This window comes from Actinomyces lilanjuaniae (assembly GCF_003606385.1).
GTDB lineage: Bacteria > Actinomycetota > Actinomycetes > Actinomycetales > Actinomycetaceae > Actinomyces > Actinomyces lilanjuaniae.
Map to the genome: position 1 here is coordinate 2,196,456 of NZ_CP032514.1, position 24,040 is coordinate 2,220,495.

Here is a 24,040-nt window from a genome sequence, read left to right on the forward strand (position 1 = left end):
TTGAAAAGCATCCTAATATCTAAAATTCAACTGCGGATTCTCGTCGGAAACCTCGTCGCCTCCACCGTCGGCGATTTGTCTCGAAAGATCGCAGTAAACGAAGATCGCACTTACCATTAGAGTTCAAAGGAAAATCATCAACTATAACCCATCTGTCAGGTAACATGTATTCAGGCAACTCAGACGAAACGAAACTCTGAATAGAACCTAGATCATTAAACCCGTCCACAACAGCAATATACGCAACCATTTCAGCCGCATCAACTTCGGCGCCAACAACATCTATAACACATCCGATAACTTCCGGACAAGCCTCGACAGCAAACCTCACTTCCAAGTCGAAATGCGGTGGCCACGCACCTTAACAAGGCTATCTCGCCTCCGGATCCATTGCAAATCACCCTAATCCGAAGAAACAACATCGCCGGTACGATAAACTCGAGTCGAATCAATCCAAACAAAAGTAGAATCTGTAGTATCAGAATCGCCAACATACCCTTCGGCTAAACAAGGGCCGGAAATACCCAGTTCAGTATCCCCGTCATCAAGAGGTAAAAGAATGCAGGCGATTCTGATGAATCTTATTCAGAGTCGCCAATATTTATTTGCCAGGTAACACCGAACTTATCAATCAACTGTCCGTACGCGTCACCCCAACTAGCAGTTTCCAGTGGTATCGTAATAGTGGCTTCTTCAGAAAGATTGCTCCAGCAACGCCGAATGAGCTCTTCATCGTCACCACTTATGCAGATATAATAATTATCGCCTGGGGTCAGGCTGCTTGCTACCGGCACATCGGTCACACGAACAACAAAGCCGTCCGGAGTCCGCAAAACACCATAAAGCACCCTTTCTCTGTCACGAGGGTCGTCGCTCGCATCATAACTACCGTAAGTGTAGATCGAAGGGTCTCCCCCAAGAGCCTCTGCGTAAAAGTTTAGCGCTTCGCGCGCCTTGCCCTCGAATGCCAGGTATGGACTGAGGTCAGGCTTCATCTTCCTTCTCCTTAACTTGCTCGACCTATCAGCTGACTTCATTCGATAATTTGTTGTTTAGATTATTCTAGGTACCCTCCTGCGTGATTGACAGCCTATTAGGGCGGGATTTCCGGTTGATGATCCCGTATCGCCTCCAGGACCACAACCGTGCCTTGCCGACGCAGCCTGGCTGCTGACCCTGACTGGTGCTTGCGGTCTAAGCGAAATGGTACTGCGGCGCAAGCGCTTCACACAGTTTAGTGACCTTCACCAGCACCAAGAGCTCTTCTTATGCCTTTCGTGGTCTGCGCACTTGCCTCATCTGGTGGAACTCGGTGGGACCCTTCGGCGGGAGCCTCGTCTGCCTCTGCCATCCAGGCCGCCGTCAGCAGCACCACGCGGGCCGCCAGGTTCAGCCACAGCAGGAGCACTGCGACAGCAGCGAAGGAGGCCAGCAGGGGGTTGCTCGCCGAGGAGCCCACCACGTCGGTCCCTAACTCACGCAGCACCCCGAGGGCCAGCGCTCCCAGCGCACTGCCCCACAGCAGGTCACGCCGAGGTGGCCGCGCGCCGCTCACTCTCACCAGGAGAGCCAGGATGCCGGAGTCAATCACGAATGACACCACCAGGACCGCCACCCTGGAGCCGGTGCTGGTCAGCGCACCTGAGAGCCCCAGGGCCTGCCCAGCCTCCCCCGACAGGAGCCTGGTGAGCACCGAGGCGACAGCAGTCACCAGGACCCCCACCACGATGATGACAAAACCGACCAGGTTCATCAGCTGGGTGCGTACCAGCCCCGTGGACTGGTCCGTCAGCGTGAACACGGCTCTCAGTCCCGTCCGGATCGCCCCCATGAGACTCATCGCCGAGAACATCAGGGCTGCGACGGCCAGGACCGACCCCACGGTGAGGGCCGAGTCCAGCACCAGCTGGTCAACGGTGACCAGGCCGCCGCTACCGGTGTCCACGACCCCGGGAAGCAGCGAGTCGATAGTGGTCACGACGGACCGACGCACGGAGTCGTGGCTGCCGACGAACGCCATGAGGGCGCTCACCCCGATCGCCAGGGCGGCGAAGACCGAGAACAGGCCGGTGTAGGCGATCCCCCCGGCGATGAGGTTCCCGTGCGCCTCCTGGTAGCGCTCCAGGGCACGTCCCACCCGCGAGCACCGCAGGCGTCCCACCAGCTGTCCGACTCCTCCCAGCACAGCCCAGCCTCTCAGACGTGCTGGTGGAACTGCGGGAGGGGGGACAGGTCGGTGGAGGTCCCGAAGGAGAAGGACCTGATCTCTTCCCACAGCCCCTGCGGGGACAGGCGACAGAGGTCCAGACTGGCAGCCTCAAAAGAGATTTCCAGCTCGGCGCCCGCAGTGGCAGCCAGGTCCAGGCTGGCGTCGTCCAGCCCCTGGGCCAAGGTGACGTGCGGGTGGAAGGGGAAGCTCAGCGGCCGCGCCAGGGGCCGGCCTCGTCACGTACACGCGCCTGGAGAAGGTCGCACTGCGCGGCTCCGCTGCGCAGGCTGAGGTAGACCACCGGGGAGACCGGTCGGAAGGTGCCCACCTCCCGCAGACGGACGTCAAAGGGGCAGTCCGGGACGCCACCCACCGCAGGTGATCAGCCACCGCTGCCAGGGCGTCAGTGTCCACCGCGGTAGGAGGCAGAAGCGTGATGTGGGGTGGCACCACCTGGGCCAGGGGGTCCCCTGCCATGGCGCGCACGGTACGCACCCGCTCCGCTCCCGCGTCTGGCAGGGCAAGCACCACACCGATGACGCACTGGTTGGCGCCCGTCACAGGAACGTACATGGCCACCAACCTCCTTCCTGTCCGGACCCGCCCGCGAGACCGCGAGGACAGGTCTGCTCCTGCCGCAGCCGCGTGGCAGCGCCCTGCAGGAGCCCACACTACCGCGAGCCAGGGCACCAGTCCCGACAGGGGTCAGACGCGTCCAGCCTCTGACAGCACCCGTGGTGGAGACACCGGCAGACTCTGGCAGAATACCGACGTGCGCGCTGTGTCACCCGGATCGACCACCCACGAGGACGTGGTGGTCTACCAGCCGTGCCGCCCGTGGTACCAGCTGCCGCCGCCAGCCGCTACCAGCCACTGCGCGGACCACAGCCCACCCGGCCGTCGCCGCTCCACTCACCACTGACCCAATCCCAGGAGACCCCCGATGAGCACCCAGCAGCCCACCCAGCCTCTGTTCACCCCCGCCATGTCGCCCCAGGAGGGTACCAGCGCTGCCACCGCCCTGTTCCGCGAGACCTTTGGCGGCGAGCCCGACGGCGTGTGGTACGCCCCGGGACGTGTCAACATCATCGGTGAGCACACGGACTACAACGGCGGCCTGGCCCTGCCCATCGCGCTGCCCCACCGCGCCCACCTGGCGCTGCGCAGGCGCCAAGACCGCACGGTCCGCCTGGTCTCCCCGCAGACCAGGCAGCAGGTTGACGTCACGGACCTGGACACGATCGGCCCCAAGGGGACACCAGGGGAGGTCCGCCAGTGGGCCGCCTACGTCGCTGGCGTCGCCTGGGCGCTGGAGCGGGAGGGCTTCGCGGGCCTGCCGGGATTTGACGCCGCCCTGGTGTCCTGCGTGCCCCTGGGTGGGGGCCTGTCCTCCTCAGCGGCCCTGGAGTGCTCGGCCGCTGTCGCTATCGACGAGGTGGCAGGCCTGGGGCTGGCAGGCAGTGCCGACTCCCCTGACGACGCCGGGCGTGCCCGGCTGGTCCAGGTGTGCGTGCGCGCTGAGAACGAGATGGCTGGCGCACCGACCGGGGGCATGGACCAGTCCGCCTCCCTGCGCTGCCTGCCCGGGCACGCCCTGGAGCTGGACTGCCGGGACGGGTCGGTAGCCCACGTGCCCTTTGACCTTGCCGCCCAGGAACTGGCACTGCTGGTCATCGACACCAAGGCAAAGCACTCCCTGGTTGACGGCCAGTACGGCCAGCGTCGCGCCGCCTGCGAGCAGGCGGCCAACCTCCTGGGTGTCGAGCTGCTGGCCGACGTCGCCGTGCAGGACCTTGACGAGGCGCTGGAGCGCCTGCGGGCAGCCGCCTCTGGCTCCCAGGGCTCCACGAGCGCGGCCGGGGCCGACACGCTGGAGCCCGACGTGCTGGTACGCCGCACCAGGCACGTGGTCACTGAGATTGACCGGACCCACCAGCTGGTGGGGCTCCTGCAGGACGGCCGCCCTCTGGCAGGTGACAAGCTCGCCGCCGCTGGCGCTCTCATGGACGCCTCCCACGAGTCCCTGCGCGTGGACTACGAGTGCACCTGCCCCGAGCTGGACACAGCCGTGGAGGCGGCCCGCTCCGCCGGAGCCCACGGCGCCCGCATGACCGGGGGCGGCTTTGGCGGCTCCGCGATCGCCCTGGTGGACGCCGCGCGTGTCCACGACGTCGCGGCTGCTGTCACCGACGCCTACGCCCGGGCGGGGTTCACCCCGCCCGCCTTCCTCGACGCCGTCCCCTCAGCGCCCGCAGGCCGCCTGGCCTGAGTCAGGACCAGCAGGGTCTGCGTCGGGACCAGCCAGCCGCAGGAGCTGCGGCAGCACCGTCGGCTTAGTCAGCGCAGCCAGCGCCGTCGGCGTAGTCAACCACCAGCGGGGCGTGGTCGGACCAGCGGGAGGCGTAGTCCAGGGCACGGTCAACCGTGAAGGATCGCGCGCGCTCGGCCAGCCCCGGGGTGGCGGCCTGGTAGTCGATCCTCCACCCGGCGTCGTTGTCGAAGGCCTTGCCCCTCTGGGACCACCAGGTGTAAGGACCCTGGGTCTCAGCTCCGGCCAGGACACGGGAGACGTCCACCCAGCCGGAGGAGAACCACTCCTCCAGGTGGGCGATCTCCTCGTCCATGACCCCGGCGATCTTGTTGTGGTTGGGCTTCCAGTTCTTGATGTCGCGCTCGGAGCGGACCACGTTGAAGTCCCCCGCGACCAGCGCCTGCGGCCCACCCTGGCGGCTTGCCTCCAGCAGCGCGGCCAGGCGCCGCCCCACCAGGGCCAGGTGGGCGTACTTCTGATCCATCTTCTCCGTGCCCAGCTGGCCGGAGTGGAGGTAGGCGGAGACCACCGTCAGGTCGGTGCCCCCCACAGCAGACCCTGTGGCCACGCTACCGGGGCCGTCAGTATCGTCACCGCTTTCGCCACCGACTGTCTCACCGGGCTCGACGTCCCTGCCCAGCCGGAGGTCCACCTCCAGCCAGCGCCCGGAGTCCACGTCGGGCTCAGGTGCCTCTGGCGCGGCCACGCCCCGGCGCACGGCACTGACGACGGCCGGGCCGCCCTGCCGCACCGCCACGGACACGCCCGCGCGCCCCTTGATGCGACAGGGCCAGGTAGACACGGTGTAACCGGGCAGGAGGTCGGCAGCGATGTGCTCGTCGGCGCGGACCTCCTGCAGCAGCAGGACGTCGGGGGCGCAGGCGGCCAGCCAGTCCCCCATGCCCTTGCGGGCTGCAGCCCGGATACCGTTGACGTTGACCGTGGCGATACGCATGGCTGCCTAGCCTACAGCCCAGGAGGCTGTCACCATGGGCACATGGCCCCCACGACCAGCTCCGCCTCTCGTACCCGCAGTACCCGTACCATCCACGCCCTGGTCACCGGTGTGGTCCAGGGTGTGGGCTTCCGCTACCACTGTGCCGCCGAGGCCCAGCAGCTGGGCCTGGTAGGCCAGGTGCGCAACCTGCCCGACGGCGACGTCGAGGTCATGGCGCAGGGACCGGCCGACGACGTCGCCCGGCTGGTCGCCTGGCTCTACAAGGGGCCGCGCTGGGCACGCGTGGAGCAGGTCAGCATCACCGACCTCAGGGCGGGGAGCCTGACCGGCCGCCGCTTCGAGGTCACCGGCTGACGCTGGCCGGGCACGGCACGCACAGAGCAGCCACACACAGCAGCCACACGGGACGGCCCACACGGGACGGCACAGACATGACGGACATTCCAGGTACAACGGACACGACGGGACCGACAGCCCCGGCTGGCTCACAAGCCGGGAGCCGCCCGCAGGCCCCAGGTGCGCCGGGCGCGCGCAGGGCGCTGCGCTGGGGCCTGGCCATCATGGTGCTGGCGGCCTGCCTGCCGCTCGCGGCCCAGCTCACGACCCCACCGGCCTCCACCCTCATGTGGCTGGCCTCCATGCCCCTGTGCCTGGCGGGAGCGGGTGTCGCGGGCCGTGGCGCGCTGCATCTGGCGGCCGCACGCCGGGCGCGGGAGGAGGAGACGCAGCTGTGAGCGCCCGGGCTGACCGGCCACCGAACAGCACCGGGCAGCCACCGGACACACGCGGACAGCCCTACCCGGGGAGGCGGCCCGCCTCGCGGACTCGCCCCAACAAGCTCACCTAGACTCACCTCACACCTGCCCCGTCCCTGGCTCAGCGCTCAGCGCAGCCTCACCGTCCGGATGAGCACCGCTGCCAGCCAGGCGAGCAGGGCGGCAAGCACCAGGCTGGACGCCAGCAGGGGTGCCACGTCGGGGACGACGACACCGCCGGAGTCGGCCAGGGCGGCGAAGGAGCCCAGGTTGAGTGCTCGGGTCGCGATAGCCTGGGGCAGCACGTAGCTGAGGGGGCGCAGAGCCGTGGAGGTCACGGAGGCGATGCCGACCACGCAGCCCAGGAGGCACAGCGCCACGGGAGCGGCGAAGGACCTCAGCAGCATCGACAGCAGCGACTGCACCCCGACCAGGGGAAGAGCCGCGACCAGGGCGATCAGGCCCGTCAGGGCGAACTGCCACGGGAAGGGCTCCTCCAGGTGGAGCACGAGCAGCCCCGCCGCAGCGGTGCCGCCCACCAGCACGGCCTGCATGACTGCCACCAGCAGAAGGACCGAGGCCGCCTTGGCAGCCACCAGCCGCAGCGGAGCCGCTGTGGTGGTCAGGAGCAGGTTCCAGTTGGTGCCCTGGTGCTCCGTGCGCCACACGGTCGCGGTCAGCAGGCTGATGCCCAGCGAGTAAAACAGGAAGCCGTAGAAGAGCACCACCTGGGAGGTGAGCGGGCCCCACCCGGAGCCGAGGGCGTCCTCGTTGCGTATGGCGTTGAGCGTGCCGGTGACGACCGCCAGGACGGGCAGGACGATCGCGATGACCCAGGTGCTGGACCGCCTGAGCTTGGTGAGTTCTGCGTGCAGCACAGGCACCCTACCTTTCCACACGGTCCAGACGTCGGGTCACCACGGTGAACACCACGGCGACCAGGACCAGGAAGCCTGCGACCCATCCGTAAGGCGCGCTCACGTAGGAGACGCGGTCGCCCTCCTGCCCGGCGTGGGAGATGACGGCGTAGTAGCCCCACGGGATCAGCCTGCTGACTGCCGAGGGCATGAGAAGGCTGAACACAGCCAGGAAGGAGCCGAGCGTACCCACTCCCACACTGACGAGCTGGTTGTCCACCCGCGCCGCGAGCCAGATGTGGAGGGCACAGAAAGCGACGTCAAGGAGGTACAGCAGAAGCGTGTAGCCCGCCCAGGAGCCGGTGTCGAGGGGGACCCGGATACCGGCGAGCACGCCGACAGCGACGACAAGACCTGACTGCACCGCGACCGCAGGCAGCAGGAGGAGTGCCAGCGTCACCAGCTTGGCGCGGCACAGGGTGCCGGGGGTGTGGCCTGCGGTGGCAGCAAGCACCCACCCCTGCCCGGAGTGCTCGATGTCGGTCTGGCGGCTGGCGAGGACCGCGGTCAGCAGCGGGGAGGTCATCGCTGCCATGAACGTGTAGGTCAGCAGGAGAGCGGCCCAGGGACGGGCCTGGGGGTCGTCGAGAGAGTCCCGGGTACTGCCGGCGAACAGGGACAGGCAGCTGAGCGCGGCCACGGCAACAACCAGGCTGGCCAGCAGGGGGCGTGTCCGCAGGCGCCGTGTCTTGCGCAGCTCGAGCATAATGCCACGTCTCATAGCAGCCCACCTCGACCGGTCAGGTCCATGAAGACGTCCTCCAGGCTCTGCTGCACCCGGCGCACCCCGTAGACGTCGATGTCGGCAGCGACCAGGCGCCTGACCACCTCGGCGGTCTGCTCCTTGTCGAGGCCGCTGACGGTGACGCCGCCCTGACCAGGGACCGCCCCTGTGATGAGGGCTCGCGCACGGTCCGGCTGGGGTGTCTCGATGACCAGGTCCGGGACGGAACGCTTAAAGAGCTCCTCGCGGGTCCCCTGGAATATGAGCCGCCCGGAGGAGAGGATGCCCAGGACCGTGGCCATCCTGTCGATCTCGTCAAGGAGGTGGCTGGAGACCATGATCGTGACCCCGGTCTGGGCCAGCTCCACGAGGAGGCTGCGGACCTCCTCGATCCCGGCCGGGTCCAGCCCGTTGGTGGGCTCGTCCAGGATCAGCAGGGAGGGCTCGCGGGCCAGGGCCATGGCGATGCCCAGGCGCTGCTTCATACCCATGGAGTAGTGGCGCACCAGCGTGTCCCTGTGGTCGCGCAGGCGCACCGTGGCCAGAGCCCGGTCAAGCTGGGAGTCGGACAGCCCGAGCATGTCACGCACGATCGTCATGTTCTCCCAGCCGGTGAGGTGGCCGTAGCCGGGGGGTGCCTCGATCATGGACCCGATCATCGGCAGGAGATCTCCTCGTGACGCCGGGGTCAGGCGCTGGCCGAGCACCTCGATCTCTCCGGCGCTGGGTCGGGTCAGCCCCAGGAGCATCTTCATCGTCGTCGACTTCCCGGACCCGTTGGGTCCCAGGAACCCGTAGAGGGCACCCTGAGGGACCCTCAGATCCAGGGCCTCGACAGCGGTACGGTTCCCGAACCGCTTGGTCAGCCCGCGCGTGGCGACGGCGGTCGTCTTCTGATCCGTACGCATGCCCGTCATGCTCGCAGGAGCGGGGTTGCCCAGGCATCGTGCTGCGGTGGGAACCGCTCCGATCCCCGCGTCATACGGTTGCAGGAGAGGCTCCTACCACCGTCTCAGCCGGACTGCCCGGGCACGTCGGATCCCGGAGAGGTCACGTCGGATCCCGGAGAGGTCAAGGAGCCGTTGCCAGCGTCCCGGGAGGCACCGGGTCCGCCGGACGGGGCAGGGAGACTGCCCTGGTCTGTGGAGGGGGTGGTCAGTGAGTCAGCCAGCCCGTGGCGGTAGGCCCAGATGACGAGCTGGACCCGGTCGCGGACCCCTAGCTTCATGAGCACGTGGCCCACGTGGGTCTTGACAGTGACCTCTGCTACGTAGAGCTCACGGGCGATCTCAGGGTTCGAGCGTCCCGCGACCACGCGGGCGAGGATGTCACGCTCGCGAGCGGTCAGGGTGTCCAGGGCCTCCAGGGCGCGGGTGTCCGATGAGGCTCCTGGAGCCCCCGGGCGGCCCGCGTCCCCCGGTGCCTCTGGGTTCTCGGTGAGGTGTCGCAGCAGCCGCTGGGTGGTGCTCATGGCGGCGGTGAACGTCCCGTCCCAGGCGGCTCGGATCGCGTCGGCGAGCTGGACCGCCGTGCTGTCTTTGAGGATGAACCCAACGGCCCCGGCCCTGAGCATGCCGATCGCGTAGGTGTCATTGTCGTAGGAGGTCAGGCCCAGGACGCGGGGAGCGGAGTCGGCCTGCTCGGCGGTGATCCTGCGCGTGGCCTCCACTCCGTCCAGGCCAGGCATGCGCACATCCATGAGGACCACGTCGGGCCGCAGCTCTCGCACGCGGTCAACAGCCTGAGCACCGTCGCTGGCGCTGGCTACGGCGGACATGTCGGGCTGGGCCCTGACGATGCGGCTGATCCCGTCACGGACCAGGGACTGGTCGTCAACGACGAGGACGGAGATCCGGCGCCCTGCGTGCTCGGGGTCAGTCACCACCACTCACCGTCTCTCGCTGCCCTCGGGGGCGTCTGTCGATACTCCCGACACTCCCGTCGCGGCCTCCGCCGCTACCGTCAGTGGCCAGGTAGCCACCAAGGTAAAGGTGTCCGCCGGGCCGTGGCTGTCGCGGTGGTCGTATTGGCTGACGTCGTGGTGGCCGGGGTCGGTGCGGTGGTGACCGTGAGGATCACCGTGAGGATCGTTGCGGGTACCGTGGTGAAAGCCGTAGTGAAGGCTGCCGCCATAGAGGGTGCAGCGGCGGCGGATCCCCGCGAGCCCACGGTTCTCGCGGAGCGGCACGCTGTCCGCACCCGGACCGACGGGGTTGTCGACGCTGTTGGAGACCGTGACGCTGAGACGGTCGCAGGCCCAGTCCAGGGTCAGCCGCACCGCGTCCCCCGTGCCGTGGCGCTGGGCGTTGGTCAGCGACTCCTGCACCACCCGGTAGACCGCCAGCGACAGCCCCGGCTCCAGATCGCTGGGTGTCCCGCTGGTGCGGCACTCCACGTGCTGGCCCGCAGCCTCCACCCCGGCGAGCAGGTCGTCAAGGTCGTCGAGGCCGGGGGCAAGACCAAGAAGAGCAGGGTGGGCACCCTTCTGGTCCGAGGGAGCCAGCAGCGCCCGCACCTCACCAAGTGCCGACCTGCTGGCACGCGATATTGTCTCGAACAGCTCGGCGACCTCCCTGTCGGCAGCAATGGCCCGGCCGCTCTCGGCCTGGACCACGACACTGGTCAGCGTGTGCGCGAGCACGTCGTGCATCTCGTCATTGATCCGCTCCCGCTCCTCATAGGCCGCCAGCTGGGAGCGGGCCTGCGCGTTGCGCTCAGACAGCAGTCGCCGGTGCTCAGCATCGCGCAGCGCGTGGAGCGTGCGGCGCCGGAGGAGTCCCGTCGCCCACGCCGCCACAAGGCTGGCGGCCACGAGACCGGCAACCAGCGCCCCCTCCGTGAGCGCGACCCCACGAGCAGGCAGGCTGACACCCAGCACCCCGACGACGACCAGCCCCAGCACCGGCGCCACGCGCCGCCGCCGACCATCAGCGTAGGCGGCTACCGAGTACGCCGCCGCGAGCAGGACAACGTCGCCCGGGAACAGCAGCGCCGCCTCGGTAAGCAGGTGCACGACCGAGACCACCGTCGCCACGGCGGCACAGGCGACTGGTGCGCTACGCCGCAGACCCAGCGTGGCAGCCATCGCGGCCGACCACACCCAGTCAGGCTGGCCCGCCAGCCCCAGGAGCACGCACAGGGCGAGGCCGAGGGCGGCAGCAGCCGCGTCAACGGTGCTGCCTCCCGGCCCAAGATCCCTGGGTGGCTGGTCCGGCTCCACACCGTCAGCCTAGCCCGCGCACCGTGCAGCACTCACCCAGCCGAGGCGTCCACGCTGCCCCTTGACTCCCTGCACGCCATCAGGACGGGCTCAGCACGCCGTGGCTGACCGATCCGTCAGACCTCCGTGCCCACAGCCCGCTCAGCAGCCTCCACGACGTTGGCCAGCAGCAGCGCGCGGGTCATGGGACCCACGCCGCCGGGGTTGGGGGACAGCCAGGAGGCCACCTCATCCACCCCGTCGGCCACGTCGCCCGCGATCCGCCCCTTGCCGGTGAGCGGGTCCACCACGCGTGAGACGCCCACGTCCAGGACCACCGCCCCGGGAGCCACCATGTCGGCGGTGATGATGCCGGGGCTGCCTGCGGCGGAGATGACGACGTCGGCCCGGCGCACGTGGCTGGCCAGGTCCGTGGTGCCCGTGTGGCACACGTCCACGGTGGCGTTGACGTCCTTACGGCCCAGGAGCAGCCCGATGGAGCGCCCCACGGTCACGCCGCGCCCCACCACGCACACGTTCCTGCCCGCCAGGTCGATGCCGTGACGGGTCATCAGCTCGATACAGCCCCGGGGCGTGCACGGCAGCGGGGAGGTGACCGGCTCCGAGGCGCGCAGCACCAGGCGCCCCAGGTTGGTGGGGTGCAGGCCGTCAGCGTCCTTGCCCGGGTCCACCCGCTCCAGGACGGCGTTGGTGTCGATCCCTGCGGGCAGGGGGAGCTGGACGATGTAGCCGGTGCAGCCGGGGTCCGCGTTGAGCCGGTCCACGGCGGCCTCCACCTCAGCCTGGGTGGCAGTGGCGGGCAGGTCCACCCGGATGGAGGTGATCCCCACCTCCGCGCAGTCGGAGTGCTTGCCCGCCACGTAGCGCACCGAGCCCGGGTCCTCCCCCACCAGGACGGTGCCCAGGCCGGGGGTGACCCCGCGCTGCGCCAGGGCCGTGACCCGCTGGGTGAGCTCGGCCTTAATGCGGGCGGCAGTCGCCGTGCCGTCCAGGACCCGGGCAGGCCCCTGCCACGGCGCCCTCACTGGCCCAGCCCCTCAGGCAGCCCCTCGTAGAGGGGGAAGGCGTCGGTCAGGGCCGTGACACGGCCTCGCAGGGCGCCCAGCAGATCCTCGTCTGCGGTGCCGGCTGCGCCACGCACCAGGGCGGTGGCGATGACGTCGGCCACCTCGGTGAACTCTGCCGCACCGAAGCCCCTGGTGGCTAGGGCGGGGGTGCCGATGCGCAGGCCGGAGGTCACGCGCGGGGGCCGGGGGTCGAAGGGGACGGCGTTGCGGTTGACGGTGATGCCGGCCTCGTGCAGAAGGTCCTCAGCCTGCTGGCCGTCCAGGGAGGACTCACGCAGGTCCACCAGGACCAGGTGGACGTCGGTGCCCCCGGTCACCAGGGTGATGCCGGCGGAGCGGACGTCGTCGGCCAGGAGGCGCTCGGCGATGATCGAGGCGCCCTCGACGGTGCGGGCCTGGCGCTCGGCGAACTCCTGGGTCCCGGCGATCTTCATGGCCACGGCCTTGGCGGCGACCACGTGCATAAGCGGACCGCCCTGCTGGCCGGGGAAGACAGCGGAGTCCAGCTTGCGCCCCCACTGCTCGGCCCGGCTGGACAGCAGCAGGCCAGAGCGCGGCCCGCCCAGCGTCTTGTGGACAGTGGTGGACACGACATCGGCCCACGGCACGGGGCTGGGGTGCAGGCCTGCGGCAACCAGCCCGGCGAAGTGAGCCATGTCCACCCACAGGGCAGCGCCGACCTCGTCGGCGACCTCACGGAAGGCCTGGAAGTCCAGGTGGCGGGGGTAGGCCGACCACCCGGCGATGATCACCCGGGGGCGCTCGCGCAGGGCGGCCTGGCGCACCTGGTCCATCTCGATGCGGTGAGTGGCCTGGTCCACGCCGTAGGCGGTGGCATGGTAGTTCTTGCCGGAGAAGTTGATCCTCATCCCGTGGGTGAGGTGGCCGCCGTGGGCCAGGGACAGCCCCAGGAGCGTGTCACCGGGAGCGGCCAGGGCGTGCAGGACAGCGGCATTGGCCTGGGCGCCGGAGTGGGGCTGGACGTTGGCCCACTCGGCCCGAAGACAGCCTTGGCCCTCTCGATGGCCAGGGACTCCGCGACGTCGACGACCTCGCAGCCCCCGTAGTAGCGCCGCCCGGATAGCCCTCCGCGTACTTGTTGGTCAGCACCGAGCCCTGGCACTCCAGGACGGCCCGGGGCACAAAGTTCTCCGAGGCGATCATCTCCAGGGTGGAGCGCTGGCGGTCCAACTCCCCGGCCAGGGTGGCAGCGATCTGCGGGTCCAGCTGCGCCAGGGGCTGGCTGAGCAGGCTGGGCTGCGCGGGGGCGTCAGGGAACCCTGTGGTGGTGGCTCCCACGGCGCGGGCTCCAGCGGGGACGGCCTGGGCCTCGGGAGTCTCAGCGGCTGCGCTAGGAGCAGAGGGAACTTCAGCGGTCATGTGGTCTCCTCCGTGGTGGGACGCGCGGCTCAGCCGACGCGTGAGCGGGTGACCCGTGGCCCAGGCGGGCGACCCCGTGGTCTCGATCCTCGTGCCGCTCCCCGGTGGTCCTCCACCCGGCGCCAGTCGCGACGGACGCAGCCTACCGCATCGTGACCGCACGTTCGTCGGGCGCGACCCCTCGCCACCCCTCCACCAGCCCTCACACCGGCCCGAGCCACTCCCCCAGGTCGTCGCCTGCTATGCCCAGCGCCGCCTACAGCTCAAGCGCACCAGCCTCAGCCCGCACCGAGCCAGGCCGGGCGGCCTTCCGTGCTGCCTTCTCCGCCTTCCAAGCCGCCAGGCCCGCCAGGACCAGACACCACCGAGCAGAGCACGGAGGCAGGGGTTGTCCTATCAGCAGCGCCATCGCAGCAGGAACCGTGCGAGATGGGCTCGCACAAGTCACGCTGAGACAAAAACGTCAACCAGGACTGGAGCCGCGCCAGCCAAGGTGACCCCCCCCACAGCGGCCCCCCACGGTCAGGGCGCCGGTGGCTGGAGCTGCACCAGCCAAGGTGAACCTACGCGTACGAGCCAGGCTCGCACCACTCCAGTCCAGCGCTGCACGATCCACCCAGCCAGAATCCACGTCACACAGGCTCGCACCATTCCAGCCCACCTGACCTACCGACAACAGGTATACCCAGCACCACGCCTGACACCTCCCACAGCCCCGGCAGCCCAGAAGCGCGCCTTAGCGAAGTCGCACCTCCCTATCCTCAATAAACTGGCGGCATAACAGTCGCACCAGCCCTTGCGCTGCGGCCCTGGACTCCCGCCCCGCCCCCGGAACACACAGAGGCAACGCCGCCTGGAGAGGTCAGCCCCGCCGGAGGCATGCCGCAGCCGTCCTTCACCCGCCCCCGGCAACAAGGGGAGGCTCTCGCCGGGGAGGACCTTCCACAGCATGGCGAGGCGGGGAGGACGTCCAGGTGAGCATCCCAGGTGAGCATCACGGTAGACGGCCGGGAGGCCGACTCCTTCGAGCCCATGCCCGAAACGCACTACTGGTGGGCCTGGGTCAACGCCCCGGACCAGCCGGGGACCTACACCTATGAGGTGACCTGCCAGGGCGACGGCGCCCCGGTCACCTACGCCCCGGTAGAGGTACGAGTCCTCGAGCCTCAACCAGAGGGGCTGAGCGCCACGATGGGCGAGGTCACTCTTGACGGCTGCGAGGTGACGCTGCCGGTCACCACGACCGGCAGCTACACCTACGAGCTGCAGGTCTGGGACAACCAGACAATGCTCGACTCCATCGTCTGGGACACCCAGGAGGACACGACCACTGTCCACACCTGGACCATCACGGGGCGCCCCCGGCGCACCTTCACCGACAACATCTTCTTCGAGGTACTGATCAACGGGATTGACACCGGTGCGCGCCACTCCCTGACCTACTCCGACGAGCTCGGTGACGAGTGCTCCGCAGCGACCCCGGTGGAGGCCGAGCTCGTTGAGGACGCCTCCGCCGTGCAGCCAGGACAGACAGTGACCATCGTCGGCAACGGGTTCCTGAACGGGGTCCTGGAGAAGGAGGACATCGACGTCACTGTCGACGACTCCGACACCTGGATCGGAGGGCAGAAGGAGATCTGGCCGACTCGTCCCTTTCACGGCAGGGACCCCTTCTCCGTGACAGCAACCCTGCCGGAGGATCTCGCACCCGGCGACCACGTCCTGGTCCTGCGAGGCTCGGCGTCCATGCGCTCGGTCGAGATTCCCATCACCGTGGTACCGCCCTCAACGGGGTCAGTCGGCTAGCGCCACGGCTACCCTCCCTCACCGGGGCAGGCTACCCTCGCCCCATGACCACCCCGACGAGCACCCCAGGCTCACCAGGCACCCCGATGTCCCCGGGCTCCCCGACGAGCCTGGGCACCCAGAGCCGCCCAGGCACTCCGGGCGGCTCCTCGGGCGCCCAGGCTCCGGAGCCCTCCCCGGCAGCGGCAGACGGCGCGCACGCCCAGCACCTGGTCCTGTCCCTGTCCTGCCCGGACCGGCCCGGCATCGTCCACGCGGTCACCGGCGCCCTGGCACGCCGTGGGGGCAACATCACCGAGTCCAAGCAGTTCGGGGACGAGCGCACGGGCCTGTTCTTCATGCGCGTCCAGGTCATGACCACCGTGCCTCGCACCGAGCTGGAGAAGGACCTCGACGAGCTGGCCCGCACCTACTCCATGACCTGGACCCTGGATGAGGTCGGCCGCCGGGTACGCACCCTCATCATGGTCTCCAAGGAGGGCCACTGCCTGACCGACCTTCTCTTCCGCGCCCGCAGCCAGGGCCTGCCCGTCGAGGTAGCCGGGGTCGTGGGCAACCACGAGACGCTGCGCGACGTCGCGCAGTTCTACGACGTCCCCTTCCACCACATCCCGGTCACCAAGGACACCAAGGAGGCGGCTGAGGCCGAGCTGCTGGGCCTGGTGGACTCCCTGGGCGTGGAGCTGGTAGTCCTGGCCCGTTACATGCAGATCCTCTCCCCTACCCTGTGTGAGCGCCTCCACGGCGGGGTCATCAACATCCACCACTCCTTCCTGCCCAGCTTCAAGGGGCCAACCCCTACCGGCAGGCCCACGAGCGCGGGGTCAAGCTCATCGGCGCCACCGCCCACTACGTGACAGCCGACCTCGACGAGGGACCCATCATCGAGCAGGACGTCACCCGGGCCAGCCACGAGGACTCCGTGGAGGCGCTACGCTCCAAGGGCCAGGACGTCGAGCGGCGGGTGCTGGCCCAGGCCGTGCGCTGGCACGCCGAGCACCGGGTGCTCCTCAACGGGCACCGCACCGTCGTCTTCGCCTGAGATCATGGCCTGAGCCCCGGTCCAGGACCCGGCCGGGCAGGACCTCTCGCACGGCAGATCGTCGTGGAGTTGGAGCAGCCACGCCTCACACCTGCGGCCTCACACCTGCGTCGGCACGCTGCGACCAGCAACGACCTTAGCGAGCAGCTGCCGGGAGACATCCGCAACACCGCGCACCTCGGCTACCACGCGGCGGTGGGTGCGGCGGGCATCGACGTCGTCGGTCCCAGTGAAGCGAATGGTGACGCGGGGCTCACCACTCACGACGTCGACCTGGAAGGCCTCCAGCGCGGTCGAGATGGTGACCGCAGCACGGGCGGCCTCCTCGACATCGCAGGGCACCCGGCCGGGATGCAGAGTAGTCACAGTGAGCACGGTGCGGTAGGAGGGCACGGCGGCAAGCCTAGACAGAAGTCTGAGGAGTCACCGCTCCCGCCAGCAGGCGTGACCGGTAGTGTCAGTGGCTCCAGCACCGTCGTGACCAGCGCCCCAGCCGGGAGCCAGCACGACCAGACCCAAGGAGCGCCCATGTCGTCCCAGTCCCCCACCAACCCTGACGCCGCCCCTTCCGCTCCCACAGCTGCCACAGCGCTTGAGGCGGCCCGCCACTACGCCGCGGACTTTGTCCCCGCACGAGGAGAGCACGCCACCCTGGCCGTCGTCGCCTGCATGGACCGGCGCCTGGACGTCATGTCACTGCTGGGGCTGCAGGCCGGAGACGCCTACGTCATCCGCAACGCCGGAGGTATCCTCACCGAGGACGTGCGCCGCTCCCTGGCCATCGCCCAGCACGCGCTGGGGGTCCAGGAGATTCTGCTCATCCACCACACCGACTGCGGCATGTCCCGCCTGGACGACGAGACCTTCACCGACTCCCTGGAGCGGGAGACTGGCCATCGCCCTCCCTGGCGGCCCGGAGGCTTCACCGACGCTGCCCAGGACGTGCGCCAGGCCCTGGCCGGGCTGACTGCCGACCCGCACGTGCCTGGCGGGGCGAGCGCGCGAGGCTTTGTCTACGACGTCGCCACCGGGAGACTGACGGAGGTGCAGCGCTAGGCCACCGCTGGCAGCGGCTGTCAACGCGTGTGCAGCACCAGGGACTGGCCGTCGTCAGGGATGAGGAGGCTTCCCTCGAAACCCTGCTCGGCAGCAGTCTGGCGCAGGCGCTCCTTGGAGGTGCCCCAGTGGTTGAGGGCCTCCATGTGGACAGCCACGATCCTGGCCTCAGGCGCCGCTCGGTGGATCTGGGCCACCTCCGCGTCGTCCAGGACCAGCCGCCCCCCGGGGATGCTGTTGCCCCCAGCGTTAGCTATCACGACGTCGGGAGCAAAGACGTCCAGGGCCTTCTCCAGCCCGGCGAACCAGACGGTGTCACCAGTGAGGTAGAGAGTCGGCTCCCCCTCCGCGCTGAGGACCACCCCCATCGTGTCCGCGCTGCCGGTGCGCTCGATCATCGGCTGCACCAGCTCAGGAGTGTCGTAGTGCTGACCCGCGACGCTGGCTAGGACCACCTGGCCCAGACGCGCCGTCCCCTCCAGGACCCGAACGTCGGTAAAGCCTGCGGAGGAGATGGTGTCGGCGTCGTACTCATTCTGGACAAACACCGGTATCTCCTTGGGAACAAAGTGAGCTGCCTCCTGGTCCCAATGGTCTATGTGTGTATGCGTGACAATAGTCGCATCGATACCACGCACGACCTCCTTGGCTGGAAGGGGGAGATCCTGGAGCGGATTGCGCTCACTGCCTCGAAGCGACGGGAAGGGGTCGAGGGAACCCTTGGGCGACAGCATCGGGTCAATAAGAAATACCTGCCCGCTGTAGGTCAGCCTGGCCGTGGCATTGCGAATGTGAAGAAATTCCATATCGACACCCTACATTCCAACTCGGTGACACAAGCGCGACACACCCGCATGTCACGTCGGTACCGCGAGTCATAGCGGTAGACGGCACGGCCCAGGGCCGGGCCAGCAGAGTGGAAAAGACTGGCTGAACAGCGATACGGCACTTGGTGCTAACCGGCGCACCCGGGCACCTCCCGACCGCGCCTGATCACCCGGACAGGGCGCAGCGCGGTGTCCGTGACCACGACGTCAGCCCGCAGACCCGCCACCAGCGCCCCGACTTCCGGGTCTCCCAGGACCCGCGCCCCCTGGAGGCTGGCGGCGTATACGGCGTCCGTCAGATCCACGCCCCCGCGCCAGGTGGTGCGCACGACGTCGATGAGATGGGCAGTTCCCCCGGCGATGGTGCTGCTACCCGTGACCCGGGCAATCCCGCCGGACACCGTGACGGCAGCCGGGCCGAGCGCATAGCTCCCGTCCGCCATACCCGCAGCCGCCATGGCATCAGTAACGAGCACGAGGCTCTCACGTCCCAGGACCTCAAAGAGCTCGGTGACCAGCTCAGCAGACAGGTGCACTCCGTCGGCAACCAGCTCCAGGACGACCTCCCCACGTCGAGCCGCAGCCAGGAAGGCAGGAACGGGACCCGGGTGGCGGTGGTGGACAGGAGGCATCGCGTTGAACAGGTGGGTGACCGTGGGGCGCCGGGAGCGGACCGGCAGACCTGCGGCCCGGCGGGAGGAGATCCGGTCGACCGCGTCGGCCACAGCAGCCCGCACCGCATCACCGTCAGCATCGGTGTGCCCGTAGGAAGGCAGCGCCCCCGCGCTGACAAGGGCAGCATTGACCCCTGCGGTCCCCGTGACACCAGGCTTCTCCGGGGCCACGGTCATGGTTGCCACATGGCCACAGGCCAGGCGGGCGAGCTCACGGACCAGGTCCGCGTCAGGCTCGGTGAGGAAGGCCGGGTCCTGGGCCCCACAGCGCCGTGACGACAGGAAGGGCCCCTCGTAGTGGATGCCGGCCAGCTCACCGTCCTCGCACAGGCGGGCGAGGAGCCGAGTCCGGTGACGCAGGACCTCAGGAGCCGCCGTAACGCAGGAGGCTACGAGCGAGGTGGTGCCGTGGCGACGGTGCTCCATGACACCGACCATGACCTGCTGCGGCGTCTGCGCATCGGGGAAGGACGCACCCCCGCCCCCGTGACAGTGGAGGTCCACCAGACCGGGAAGCAGATAGCCTCCCTGCGGTGCAGGCACAGCCTGGTCCAGAGCCGGACCATAACCTGCGCTTCCGGCTCGGTCAGCCTCTCCCACCCAGGCGATGCGGCTGCCTTCGGTAACCACGAGCCCGTCGTCAATGACCCGCTCCGGCGTGACCACCCGACCGCGCAGGACATGGGTGCATGTCATCACTTGCTCGTTGCTCACGGCACCAGTGTGGCACCCGCAGAAGCAGTGACACTTCCGTACGTTCCAGCCTGGGCGCAGCGAGGTGCTACGACCTGCCCGTCCAGCCGGCAGCAGCCAGCCCCCAGTCGGTGCGCAGCCGACCTAGACCTGGGCCAGGCGCCGCTGGACGTGCCCGACAACCCGTTCCACATCGTGCTCCAGCCGGGCGGACGGAGCCTGCCCGCCCAGCCACAACAGACCCTCACTAACCGGACGCACCGCGACCAGGCGCCCCCGGTCCACCAGCAGAGGGCGGAACATGCCGTTGGATGCCGGACATATCAGCGCCTCTCCGGCCGCGTCAGTCAGGCACAGGCGGTCCTTGTACCCCACGTGCAGCTCGTCGAAGGAGGGAAGGAACAAGGTCCGCCCGGCAGCACGACGGCTGGAGGCCAGGAGCTCTGGCAGGTCAGCGCGCAGGTAACGGACCCGCGCCCGGTCGCTCGGCGCCACCGAGGAGCTGCTGTCCTGGGAGGCTCTGCCCTGGCGGCCAACGACGCCCTGGGCACCCAGGACATCAACTGCCCCTCGCAGACCACCCCTCACCGTCGCCCGGGCAAGAGGTACCCGTGCAGTCGCCAGGTCCACCTGGTACCCGGCAGCGGTGGTGACCTCGACGGCGTCCTCAAGCGCCTGGAGGCATTCCCTAACCGGCAGCGTAGTCCATCTGGCGAGGTCCGCAGCGCTGACCGGTCCGTGGGAGGTCGCGTACCTACGGGCGATCTCCGCCAGCGCGGCCCGGTGTCCGCCGGTTCCGCGGGCGCCGCCTCCCGTGCCGCCTGGTCCCGTCTGTGCGCCGGGAAGGCTGCGGGCGTCCACGACAAGGTGCTCGTTGCCCCGCCTAGGCCCCTGGGCCAGCACGCCCTCGCGGTGGAGGCGCACGATCAGGTGGCGCCGTCGCCCGGCCCCAGTAGCCAAGGAGCCAGCAGCCTCTGTGGCCGGGATCAGACCCGCGTCCACCCAGGCACTGACAAGCGCGGCCCGCGTCACTGGCCCGCGCTCGGCAACGAGTCCCAGGGCGGTGTCGGCCGCACGGGCCAGCACGGAGTCATCGATTCCAAGACGCTGCTCGCTGGAGCGCGTCCACGCGTCGGTGCGGTGCATCAGTGCCACGCGCAGCCAGTGGTGGTCGGCAGCCGTGGTGATGTGGGCGGTGCCGCGCATCGGCCAGGAGCGTACGAGCCTGCCTGTCTCAAAGGCCGCGTCAACATCCGGCCCTCCTGCGTCCTCGGCACGCACGACCAGAGCGTGCGCAACAGCGGAGACCTGCTGGCCCTGGACTGCCAGCAGGCGTCGCACCGCCTCGACGGCATCCGGGGCGGTCGTGGCGGGGACGAACCCCTGGGCGACAATGCGCAGGTAGGACATCTCGCGCGGGGCGGCCGCGGGCCGAGCAGCAGGCATGACGTCTCAGAACAGCCGGGCGGCGGAGTCGTCCATGCCGCGCATGGCGTCGTAGTCGAGCACGACACACCGGATCCCCCGGTCCTGGGCCAGCACCCGGGCCTGGGGCCTGATGGTCTGCGCGGCGAACACTCCGTGCACCGGTGACAGCAGCGGGTCACGTTCCAGCAGCTCCAGGTAGCGAGTCAGCTGCTCGACCCCGTCGATCCCGCCTACGCGCTTGATCTCCACGGCCACGGAGGTGCCGTCTGGAGCCTTAGCCAGGAGATCTACCGGGCCAATGGCTGTGGGGTACTCCCGGCGCACCAGCCGGTGCCCGGGTCCCAGGAGCTCGATCTGCTCGGCCAGCAGCTGCTGGAGGTGGGACTCCACCCCGTCCTTGGTCAGGCCCGGGTCCGTCCCCAGGTCCTGGGTGACGTCAGACAGCACCTCGTAGACGCGGATGACCAGCCGGTCGTCAGTCTTGGTGGCCTGGACCTGCCAGACCTGGGTGACGCCGTCCAGCGCGTCCTGCGGGTCAGGGTCGGTGACAGTGAGACGAGCAGGGGCTGTCATCCAGTTCAGGGGCTTGTAGGAGCCTCCGTCAGAGTGGACGAGGACCGACCCGTCGGCCTTGAGCATGAGGAGCCGCCTGGCCCGGGGCAGGTGGGCGTCCAGACGGCCGGAGTAGTCCACGGAGCAGGAGGCGATGACAAGGCGCACCCGGACACTGTAACGGCTCAGGCAGGCGGAGCCGGGCGCAGCGCGCGCCGGACCTGGACACCAGCCGGGTCGGGCCGTCCGCTACCGGCACGACACGGCCGCACAGGATCGTGCCCAGCCACACGGGACCGCAGGCTACCGCGCCTATCTGGCCCCGGAGGAGGAAGTCCGCACGAGCCGGGTCATCCTCGGGACGGACGCGCTGCGAGACGCTGCCACAGCAAACTTGCGCCATGACAGCCGCTCCCCCTACTCCCCCCGCACCTGAGCCTCCCAGCCACGACGACGACGGCACCCCGCAGGCTCCCGGTTCCACCAGTGCCTCAGACCTGGCTGAGCCCGCCGACTCCCCGGCACCGACCACGCCCAGCAGACCCGACGCCTCGTACTACTCCTGGCGGCTGCCACGGCGCCGGGGCGCCTATCTCACCGGCACGGCTGGCCCCGACCGTCTTACCGGGCTGGACGCCGCCCGCGGACTGGCGCTCATCGGCATGATGGCGGCGCACGCAGCCTTCACCACCTGCGGGCTGACCACGCTACCGGGCCTGCTCAACCAGAGTCACGGGCGCTCCTCAATCCTCTTCGCCACTATCGCCGGGTTCTCCCTGGGTATCATGTCAGGCGGCAGGAACCCACACAGCGGTGAGCGCCTGGTGCGCACCCGGCTGCGGCTGATGGTGCGCAGCGCCATGCTCCTGGTCCTGGCCGCAGTCATATCCTGGCTGGGCACGCCGGTAGCGATCATTCTCGGCTTCTACGCAGCCTGGCTGGTGCTGGGGATCCCGTTCCTGCGTGTGCGCCCCTCGCGCCTGTTCCTGCTGGCGGGAGCCTGCGCGCTCACCGGCGGCGTCGTCTCCGTCGGTCTACCGGCCCTCGCCCAGGAGCTGGGGCTCACCCTCCAGCCGTCCATGGGCGACGGCAACAACGCCGTCACGGACTTCTTTGTTACCGGAACCTACCCGGGTGTGGTGTGGATGGCCTTCATCTTCCTGGGCCTGGGACTGTCCCGGCTGGACTGGTCCCGTACCGTCAACCTGCGACGGCTGGCGGGAGCCGGCCTGCTGTGCGCAGTTATCGGCTACGGCTCAGGATGGGCGCTCTCGCAGGTTGTCAACCCCGAGTTTCCGGAGACCTTCCACCTTGTCAGCCCGGCCGACCCTGCCGAGTGCTTCTCCGTTGGTGAGCTGTCGTCCTCCCTGGTCGTGAACGACCCGGGCAGCAGCCTTCCCTCCGGGTCGAGCTCCTGGAAGGACACCGTCCCAGATGGGTCTGAAGGCTCTGGGATCCCTGAGCCGGGGTCGGCAGACAGTAGCGTCCTGAGCAAGGGCGCCCTGTCCACAGAGCCGACGATCTCCTTGCCAGACCTGAGATACCTGGCCACAACCGAGCCCCACTCCGGATCGCCCTTCGAGGTCGTGGGCTCCGGGGGCGTGGCGATGGTAGTCATCGCCGTGGCCCAGCTGGTGGCCCGCCGTGCCCGCTACCTCCTCGCCCCTCTGGCTGCTGCCGGGTCCATGTCCCTGACCGTGTACTGCGGACACCTGGTAGTGTTCTGGGTGCTGGGGTCCACCACCCTGCGCTACGGGGAGTCCAACCTGCTGTGGGCGGCCATGGCTGGCGGATCCTGCGTGTTCGCCATGGCCTGGTTCGCGGTGTTCGCCCGGGGTCCGTTGGAGCACCTGGTGCACGTGGTCTCGGTTCGGGCCACCAGGGCCAGGGACTAGTCGCAGCGCCGGACCGTCCCATTAGCCGGACTGACGTCCCCGCGTAACCACCTCAGTCGCGTGGGGGATAACGCGTGGGGGAAAGAGACAGCAGGCGAGGGCTGCCAGGACCTGATCAGAACAGGCGGGGCTGCTGGGGTGCGGCAGCCTCCACCCAGGCCACCAGTGCCGCATAGGAGTCCTCCATCATCGCCAGGTCAAAGCTGCCCAGCGCGTCACGACAGCGTACCTCCACCACACGTCCCTGCGCCCGGCGGCGGCGGGCACCCTCCACCTCCAGGTCGATCCGTGCAAAGGAGCGTGAGGGACGCGGGGACAGGGACATGAGCCGGTACCACTCCAGGGACTCGCTGCGGAAGGATGCCACCCCGCTGAACCATCGGGTGCCTTCCTTCACCCGCCAGGCGCACTCGAAGGAGCCGACCTGCCCCGCCAGGTGGCGCACGCGCACCAGGAAGCCAGCAGCACACAGCAGCACGACGACCAGGGTGGCGACCGCCAGGACTGCCCACGTGTGCGCCATCAT

Annotated in this window: 24 protein-coding genes, 3 pseudogenes and 1 riboswitch; of the genes and pseudogenes, 8 read left to right on the plus strand and 19 right to left on the minus strand. The window is 68.9% G+C overall.

The window, feature by feature from the left end; translation table 11 throughout:
• Positions 1–19 precede the first annotated feature (19 nt).
• The 5 genes and pseudogenes from D5R93_RS15040 to D5R93_RS14825 form a co-directional block, all read right to left on the minus strand.
• Positions 20–331, minus strand: a complete 312-nt coding sequence (locus D5R93_RS15040; RefSeq protein ID WP_423243332.1) for an AMP-binding enzyme — start codon at positions 329–331, stop codon at positions 20–22.
• A gap of 250 nt (positions 332–581) precedes the next feature.
• Positions 582–995 (minus strand): VOC family protein, encoded by a 414-nt coding sequence (locus D5R93_RS09400; RefSeq protein WP_162933903.1) that lies wholly within the window; start codon positions 993–995, stop codon positions 582–584.
• Between the two features lie 239 nt (positions 996–1,234).
• Positions 1,235–2,161, minus strand: a complete 927-nt coding sequence (locus D5R93_RS09405) for a YihY/virulence factor BrkB family protein (protein ID WP_243106693.1) — start codon at positions 2,159–2,161, stop codon at positions 1,235–1,237.
• 35 nt (positions 2,162–2,196) lie between these two features.
• Positions 2,197–2,391, minus strand: a complete 195-nt coding sequence (locus tag D5R93_RS14820) for a hypothetical protein (RefSeq protein WP_120204895.1) — start codon at positions 2,389–2,391, stop codon at positions 2,197–2,199.
• A 202-nt stretch (positions 2,392–2,593) separates the two neighbouring features.
• Positions 2,594–2,782, minus strand: a pseudogene (locus D5R93_RS14825) (2'-5' RNA ligase family protein); the annotation flags it as partial.
• 199 nt (positions 2,783–2,981) lie between these two features.
• Between D5R93_RS14825 and D5R93_RS13340 the strand changes: the two are divergent.
• Positions 2,982–3,131: a hypothetical protein gene (locus tag D5R93_RS13340; protein WP_162933904.1), complete on the plus strand. Its 150-nt coding sequence runs from the start codon at positions 2,982–2,984 to the stop codon at positions 3,129–3,131.
• Positions 3,132–3,152: 21 nt separating this feature from the next.
• Positions 3,153–4,478, plus strand: coding sequence for a galactokinase (gene galK / locus D5R93_RS09420; RefSeq protein ID WP_119836497.1), 1,326 nt, complete (start codon positions 3,153–3,155; stop codon positions 4,476–4,478).
• A gap of 64 nt (positions 4,479–4,542) precedes the next feature.
• Here the strand turns inward: galK and D5R93_RS09425 are convergent, their stop codons facing one another.
• Complete coding sequence (locus tag D5R93_RS09425) at positions 4,543–5,475, minus strand: endonuclease/exonuclease/phosphatase family protein (RefSeq protein ID WP_120204897.1); 933 nt, start codon at positions 5,473–5,475, stop codon at positions 4,543–4,545.
• Positions 5,476–5,517: 42 nt separating this feature from the next.
• Between D5R93_RS09425 and yccX the strand changes: the two genes are divergently transcribed.
• Together yccX and D5R93_RS14140 are read left to right on the plus strand one after the other, a co-directional pair.
• Positions 5,518–5,832 (plus strand): acylphosphatase, encoded by a 315-nt coding sequence (gene yccX / locus D5R93_RS09430; RefSeq protein ID WP_120204900.1) that lies wholly within the window; start codon positions 5,518–5,520, stop codon positions 5,830–5,832.
• Positions 5,833–5,909: 77 nt separating this feature from the next.
• The gene (locus D5R93_RS14140; RefSeq protein WP_243106694.1) at positions 5,910–6,212 is read left to right on the plus strand and encodes a hypothetical protein; all 303 of its coding nucleotides are present in this window, start codon (positions 5,910–5,912) and stop codon (positions 6,210–6,212) included.
• A 149-nt stretch (positions 6,213–6,361) separates the two neighbouring features.
• Here the strand turns inward: D5R93_RS14140 and D5R93_RS09440 are convergent, their stop codons facing one another.
• The 7 genes and pseudogenes from D5R93_RS09440 to glyA all read right to left on the minus strand — a co-directional run bounded on the left by D5R93_RS09440 (position 6,362) and on the right by glyA (position 13,412).
• Complete coding sequence (locus D5R93_RS09440; protein WP_119836676.1) at positions 6,362–7,111, minus strand: ABC transporter permease; 750 nt, start codon at positions 7,109–7,111, stop codon at positions 6,362–6,364.
• Positions 7,112–7,118: 7 nt separating this feature from the next.
• Positions 7,119–7,871, minus strand: a complete 753-nt coding sequence (locus D5R93_RS09445; protein ID WP_120204903.1) for an ABC transporter permease — start codon at positions 7,869–7,871, stop codon at positions 7,119–7,121.
• The gene (locus D5R93_RS09450) at positions 7,868–8,782 is read right to left on the minus strand and encodes an ABC transporter ATP-binding protein (RefSeq protein WP_120204905.1); all 915 of its coding nucleotides are present in this window, start codon (positions 8,780–8,782) and stop codon (positions 7,868–7,870) included. Before D5R93_RS09450 ends, D5R93_RS09445 begins: the two co-directional genes overlap by 4 nt.
• Positions 8,783–8,886: 104 nt before the next feature.
• A complete protein-coding gene (locus D5R93_RS09455) occupies positions 8,887–9,756 on the minus strand; it encodes a response regulator (RefSeq protein WP_243106695.1) in 870 nt (289 codons plus the stop codon).
• A gap of 6 nt (positions 9,757–9,762) precedes the next feature.
• Positions 9,763–11,094 (minus strand): sensor histidine kinase, encoded by a 1,332-nt coding sequence (locus D5R93_RS09460; protein ID WP_120204907.1) that lies wholly within the window; start codon positions 11,092–11,094, stop codon positions 9,763–9,765.
• Positions 11,095–11,210: 116 nt separating this feature from the next.
• Positions 11,211–12,119, minus strand: coding sequence for a bifunctional methylenetetrahydrofolate dehydrogenase/methenyltetrahydrofolate cyclohydrolase (locus D5R93_RS09465; RefSeq protein ID WP_120204909.1), 909 nt, complete (start codon positions 12,117–12,119; stop codon positions 11,211–11,213).
• Positions 12,116–13,412 (minus strand): annotated as a pseudogene (gene glyA, locus D5R93_RS09470) (serine hydroxymethyltransferase). The gene D5R93_RS09465 and the pseudogene glyA overlap by 4 nt, the downstream one beginning before the upstream one ends.
• 180 nt (positions 13,413–13,592) lie before the next feature.
• Positions 13,593–13,681, minus strand: a riboswitch (ZMP/ZTP riboswitch).
• Positions 13,682–14,528: 847 nt separating this feature from the next.
• Between glyA and D5R93_RS09475 the strand changes: the two are divergent.
• Both D5R93_RS09475 and purU read left to right on the plus strand, forming a co-directional pair.
• Positions 14,529–15,347: a hypothetical protein gene (locus D5R93_RS09475; protein WP_120204912.1), complete on the plus strand. Its 819-nt coding sequence runs from the start codon at positions 14,529–14,531 to the stop codon at positions 15,345–15,347.
• Between the two features lie 86 nt (positions 15,348–15,433).
• Positions 15,434–16,389, plus strand: a pseudogene (gene purU / locus D5R93_RS09480) (formyltetrahydrofolate deformylase).
• Positions 16,390–16,488: 99 nt separating this feature from the next.
• On the opposite strand, the gene D5R93_RS09485 reads toward purU, so the two are convergent.
• Positions 16,489–16,782 (minus strand): FMN-dependent dehydrogenase, encoded by a 294-nt coding sequence (locus tag D5R93_RS09485; RefSeq protein WP_162933905.1) that lies wholly within the window; start codon positions 16,780–16,782, stop codon positions 16,489–16,491.
• 135 nt (positions 16,783–16,917) lie between these two features.
• Between D5R93_RS09485 and D5R93_RS09490 the strand changes: the two genes are divergently transcribed.
• Positions 16,918–17,445, plus strand: coding sequence for a beta-class carbonic anhydrase (locus tag D5R93_RS09490; RefSeq protein ID WP_120204914.1), 528 nt, complete (start codon positions 16,918–16,920; stop codon positions 17,443–17,445).
• Positions 17,446–17,465: 20 nt separating this feature from the next.
• Here D5R93_RS09490 and D5R93_RS09495 read toward each other — a convergent pair whose 3' ends face one another.
• The 4 genes from D5R93_RS09495 to nucS form a co-directional block, all read right to left on the minus strand.
• Positions 17,466–18,251, minus strand: a complete 786-nt coding sequence (locus D5R93_RS09495; protein WP_120204916.1) for an MBL fold metallo-hydrolase — start codon at positions 18,249–18,251, stop codon at positions 17,466–17,468.
• Between the two features lie 149 nt (positions 18,252–18,400).
• Positions 18,401–19,642 carry an N-acetylglucosamine-6-phosphate deacetylase gene (locus D5R93_RS09500; protein WP_120204918.1) on the minus strand — a complete coding sequence of 414 codons (1,242 nt, stop codon included), beginning with the start codon at positions 19,640–19,642 and terminating at the stop codon, positions 18,401–18,403.
• A gap of 141 nt (positions 19,643–19,783) precedes the next feature.
• Positions 19,784–21,085: a DNA glycosylase AlkZ-like family protein gene (locus D5R93_RS09505; protein WP_120204920.1), complete on the minus strand. Its 1,302-nt coding sequence runs from the start codon at positions 21,083–21,085 to the stop codon at positions 19,784–19,786.
• 6 nt (positions 21,086–21,091) lie between these two features.
• Entirely contained in the window at positions 21,092–21,787 is a 696-nt protein-coding gene (gene nucS, locus D5R93_RS09510) for an endonuclease NucS (RefSeq protein ID WP_119836514.1), read from the minus strand.
• A gap of 233 nt (positions 21,788–22,020) precedes the next feature.
• Between nucS and D5R93_RS09515 the strand changes: the two genes are divergently transcribed.
• Entirely contained in the window at positions 22,021–23,514 is a 1,494-nt protein-coding gene (locus tag D5R93_RS09515) for a heparan-alpha-glucosaminide N-acetyltransferase domain-containing protein (RefSeq protein WP_120204922.1), read from the plus strand.
• A 115-nt stretch (positions 23,515–23,629) separates the two neighbouring features.
• Here the strand turns inward: D5R93_RS09515 and D5R93_RS09520 are convergent, their stop codons facing one another.
• Positions 23,630–24,040, minus strand: coding sequence for a DUF2550 family protein (locus D5R93_RS09520; RefSeq protein WP_119836516.1), 411 nt, complete (start codon positions 24,038–24,040; stop codon positions 23,630–23,632).